Raw genomic sequence first — 3,609 nt, 5'->3', positions numbered from 1 at the left:
CACGCGACGAGCGCATCATGGCGCTGATGCGCGAGCGCGACGATCTCGGGAAGCGCACCCGGGCGATCGAAACCGAGCGCCCCATCCCGGCGACTGTGACCGTCGAGCCGGCGTCCACGCGCGGTCTGGAGGTGCGGCTCGCCCGGGAGACCGCGCATGCGGCCGCGTTGGAGGAGCGGCTCGCGGTACTCACGGGCGCAGCCGAACGCCTCGGCACCGATCTCGCCGCGGAGATGGCTCGCCGGTCGGCCGTGGAACGGGAACTGGCCGCACTCGAAGCGGCGTTAGACGGGCCGAGCGTCGATACAGCCGATGACCGAGCATCGGGACGGCTCGACGGGCAGGTCATCCTCTATGTCGGCGGTCGGCGACGTCAGGTGGCCAATCTCCGTCGCTTCGTCGAGACCCAAGGTGGCAGGCTGCTCGACCACGACGGCGGCATCGAGGACAACCTGTGCCTGTTGCCGGGGCTGGTTGGGCAAGCGGATCTGGCGGTTTTTCCCGTGACCTGCGTCAGCCACGAGGCGAGCCTGCACCTCAAGCGATACTGCGAAGCCCAGGCGAAGCCGTTCTACCCGGTGCGGAGTGCCAGCCTCGCCAGCTTCGTGCACGTCGTCGGGCAGCGCGGGTAGAGCGCCAAGACCTGAAGCCTGCGTCCAATCTGATCATGCCGAGCCAGACTGGCTGCGTGAGACGCCAGCTAAACCTCGTACGGATCAGCGCTTGAATTTCGAGATGATTAAAGCAACCGCAATGGATTTTTTGTCCTTTATGGCGATTTAGACATTTTTAATATTTTCATCTATCATAATGCAAATATTATGCCGCATTGATATTGCTATCGAGAAAACTAAGTAGCTATAGGGAACATTTGTTGAGAAATATTCCCTCTGCAATATTATAAATCGGCAAGCTTACTTATCAGGAACGGTGGCAACCGGACCTTGAGCGCCTGTCTGGAAGCCGATGTGCCGCATCCGACCCGTCAGGCATGACCGTGCTGATGGTGTAGGTCGGGGTAGTGCGGGTGGGAGTGCTTCAGCGGCTCGTGTCGGTGCCGGTGTGCGTGCGGCTCCATCACTATTCCATCGTGATGATGCTGGTGGTGCTCGTCGTGGATGTGGACGTGCTCGTGCTCCATCACCTCATGGGTGTGCTCGTGTTCATGCCACTCCGCGAGGTGTAGCCACAGCCCCACCCCCATCAGCAGACCGGCCAGGACAACCTGCATTGTCACCGGCTCGTGCAGCAGCAAGACCGCGATCACGGCGCCGATGAAGGGCGCGAGGGAGAAGTAGGCGCCGGTGCGCGCCGCCCCGAGGTGGCGCAGCGCCAGCATGAACAGGACGAGGCTCACCCCAACGCCGAGGAAGCCGACCACGGCCGCCGCCCCGATCACCGTCACGGGCGGCACAGCCGCACCGAGTAGCAGCGCCAACACGACGTTGACGCTGCCCGCAGCCAGCCCCTTGATGCTGGCTGTCACCACCGGGTCAGCCGAGGACAGCTTGCGCGTCAAATTGTTGTCGATGCCCCAGGCCAGACAGGCTGTGGTGATGAGGGCCGCACCGACATCGAGATGCACGCCTGCGCCATTCCACGACAGCGCAGCTGCACCCGCGAGGATGGCGAACGCGCCGAGCAGCAACCGCCGATCGACGTTCTCCCGGAACACCACCCAGGCGATGAGCATGGTCGCCAGCCCTTCGAGGTTGAGCAGCAGGGACCCCGAAGCCGCCGAGGTGTGAGACAGCCCCAGCATCAGCAGGAGCGGTCCAGCGAGCCCGCCGAACAGCACCACCGCCACCAGCCACGGCAGATCGTGTCGGCGCAGAGGCGCTTCCGGGGCCGGAACACCCAGGACAGCTCGGCCGCCATGCACGGCAGCCAGACCGATGCCTGCACCGAGGTAGAGCAAGCCTGCGAGCAGCTGGGGCGACATCTCGCCGAGCAGCAGCTTTGCGAACGGCGCAGAGGCACCGAACAGGACCGCCGATACGAGGGCTAGCGGCACCCCTGGCCACAGGTGGGAATGAACGTGTTTCATATCGCAACCGTAGCAGCGTTTCACCAAGCGCCTGAGAGCGGACCTTCCGACCTTCTGCAATGGATCGCCAGCGGGCGCGACGGCGGTGTCTGCTTCTGCTAGCTCTCGCGCGAACGCGGACCGGCGCAAATCGACCCTGGCAGTGTCGAAACCCCGATGATGGTACTTTGTCTCCGGGTTGACCCGAGGCTGGCATGGGACGATTCGTTGGCGGCGCCGGGCGCGATCAGACGACGCTGTTTCCGTCCCGTCTTGAAGACTGGATCGCCGAGGACAACCCGGTCCGCGTCGTCGATGCCTTCGTGGACGCGCTGGGCTTTGCGGGCGTCGACGCGGCACGGACGGGACGACCGGGCTACCATCCGGCCGCTCTCCTGAAGCTTCACGTGTCGTTCGGCGTCGAACGGTGGCCCCATTCTGTTGTTGATCGAACGCGCCTGTCGCCTACCAGAGATGCATCAGGACATTGGAAAGCTTGGTCAACCAGTTGGTCGACGCGGCTTGACTGGGTTCGGCATGCTTGAACTTCTCCATCATGGCGATCGCAGCCTTTCGCTGGCTCTCGGGAATGGAGAACGTCTGATAGTTGGTGGCCTTGCTCACCGCAGGGGTGCCGGCCGAGCCCTGCGTGCCTGTCGCAGTCGCGGGCTGTGATGGGCTCGTCGGGCTGACCGGGCTCGGGGTGGCGGGGGACGAGACCGGCGCATTGCCGGTCGGCGCTTGCAGGCTCGTATTGGCGGTGGGCGAACGCGTCACACCCGCTGAGCCGGCGAGCACGGGCTGCGCCGGGCTGACGGTGCCGTTGGTCGGGCTCGCCGTCGGGCTGGTCGGGACGATCGCCGACGCCGGCTTTACCGGGCTCGTCGGCGCGCTCGCCGGACCGGTGCTCGCGGCCGGAATCGTGGCGATGCCGGTTGCGCTGGTCGCTGCGCCGTTCGGGCTCGTCGAGATCGGTGCGGCGGGAACGGGCGTCGTCGAAGGCGTCGTGCCCGCAGCGCCGGGGATGATGCCGGCAGAGTTGGCGGAACTCGATCCCGCGATGGGCGTGTTGGCCATCCCGTTGGCGGGCGTCGGCGAGGCGACCGGGCTCGTCGAGCCGGTCGATGCGTGACCCGCCACGTTGGACGCGACCGGGCTCACCTTGCCGGTCGAACTGGTCGTGTTGGTCGAACTCACGGGGGGGCTGGCCTGTGCGGCCGGGACGGTGGAACTCGCGGTCGAGGCTGCGACCGAGGGCTTCGCGCTGACCGCGGTCGAAGGCGTTCCCACCGTCGTGCTGTTGGTCGGTGTGCTGGTCGAACCCATGGGGGCGCTGGCCTGAGCGGCCGGGATCGTGGAACTCGCGGTCGCGGTTGCGACCGAGGGCTTCGCGCTGACCGGGGTGGAAGGCGTTCCCATAATGCTGCTGCGGGCTGGTGTGGTGGTCGAACTCATGGGGGCGCTGGCCTGCGCGGCCGGGCTGGTGAAGGTCGCGGTGTGGGTAGCGGTGGTGGGCTTGCCGCGCGCCGGGGTCGTAGTGGTCTCCCACATGCTGCCGGTGGTCCGGGTGCTTGGCGTGGTTG

Annotated in this window: 5 protein-coding genes and 1 pseudogene; 5 read left to right on the top strand and 1 reads right to left on the bottom strand. The window is 66.0% G+C overall.

Going from position 1 to position 3,609, the window contains the following annotated elements; all coding sequences use genetic code 11:
- On the top strand, window positions 1-632 hold a 632-nt coding region (locus MKL09_RS04335), incomplete at its 5' end, for a DUF2325 domain-containing protein (protein WP_244018274.1).
- A 353-nt stretch (window positions 633-985) separates the two neighbouring features.
- Here the strand turns inward: MKL09_RS04335 and MKL09_RS04330 are convergent.
- Complete coding sequence (locus tag MKL09_RS04330; RefSeq protein WP_244018272.1) at window positions 986-2,047, bottom strand: DMT family transporter; 1,062 nt, start codon at window positions 2,045-2,047, stop codon at window positions 986-988.
- A gap of 194 nt (window positions 2,048-2,241) precedes the next feature.
- Between MKL09_RS04330 and MKL09_RS04325 the strand changes: the two are divergent.
- The 4 genes and pseudogenes from MKL09_RS04325 to MKL09_RS04310 form a co-directional block, all read left to right on the top strand.
- Window positions 2,242-2,436 (top strand): annotated as a pseudogene (locus tag MKL09_RS04325) (IS5/IS1182 family transposase); the annotation flags it as partial.
- Between the two features lie 200 nt (window positions 2,437-2,636).
- Window positions 2,637-3,158: a hypothetical protein gene (locus MKL09_RS04320; protein ID WP_244018270.1), complete on the top strand. Its 522-nt coding sequence runs from the start codon at window positions 2,637-2,639 to the stop codon at window positions 3,156-3,158.
- A gap of 9 nt (window positions 3,159-3,167) precedes the next feature.
- Window positions 3,168-3,368 (top strand): hypothetical protein, encoded by a 201-nt coding sequence (locus MKL09_RS04315; RefSeq protein ID WP_244018268.1) that lies wholly within the window; start codon window positions 3,168-3,170, stop codon window positions 3,366-3,368.
- A 12-nt stretch (window positions 3,369-3,380) separates the two neighbouring features.
- The coding region (locus MKL09_RS04310) for a hypothetical protein (RefSeq protein WP_244018266.1) at window positions 3,381-3,609 on the top strand (229 nt) is incomplete at its 3' end.

The sequence above is a fragment of the Methylobacterium sp. J-048 genome (assembly GCF_022829515.1).
Classification (GTDB): domain Bacteria; phylum Pseudomonadota; class Alphaproteobacteria; order Rhizobiales; family Beijerinckiaceae; genus Methylobacterium.
This window is presented reverse-complemented; position numbering and strand designations above follow the sequence as displayed.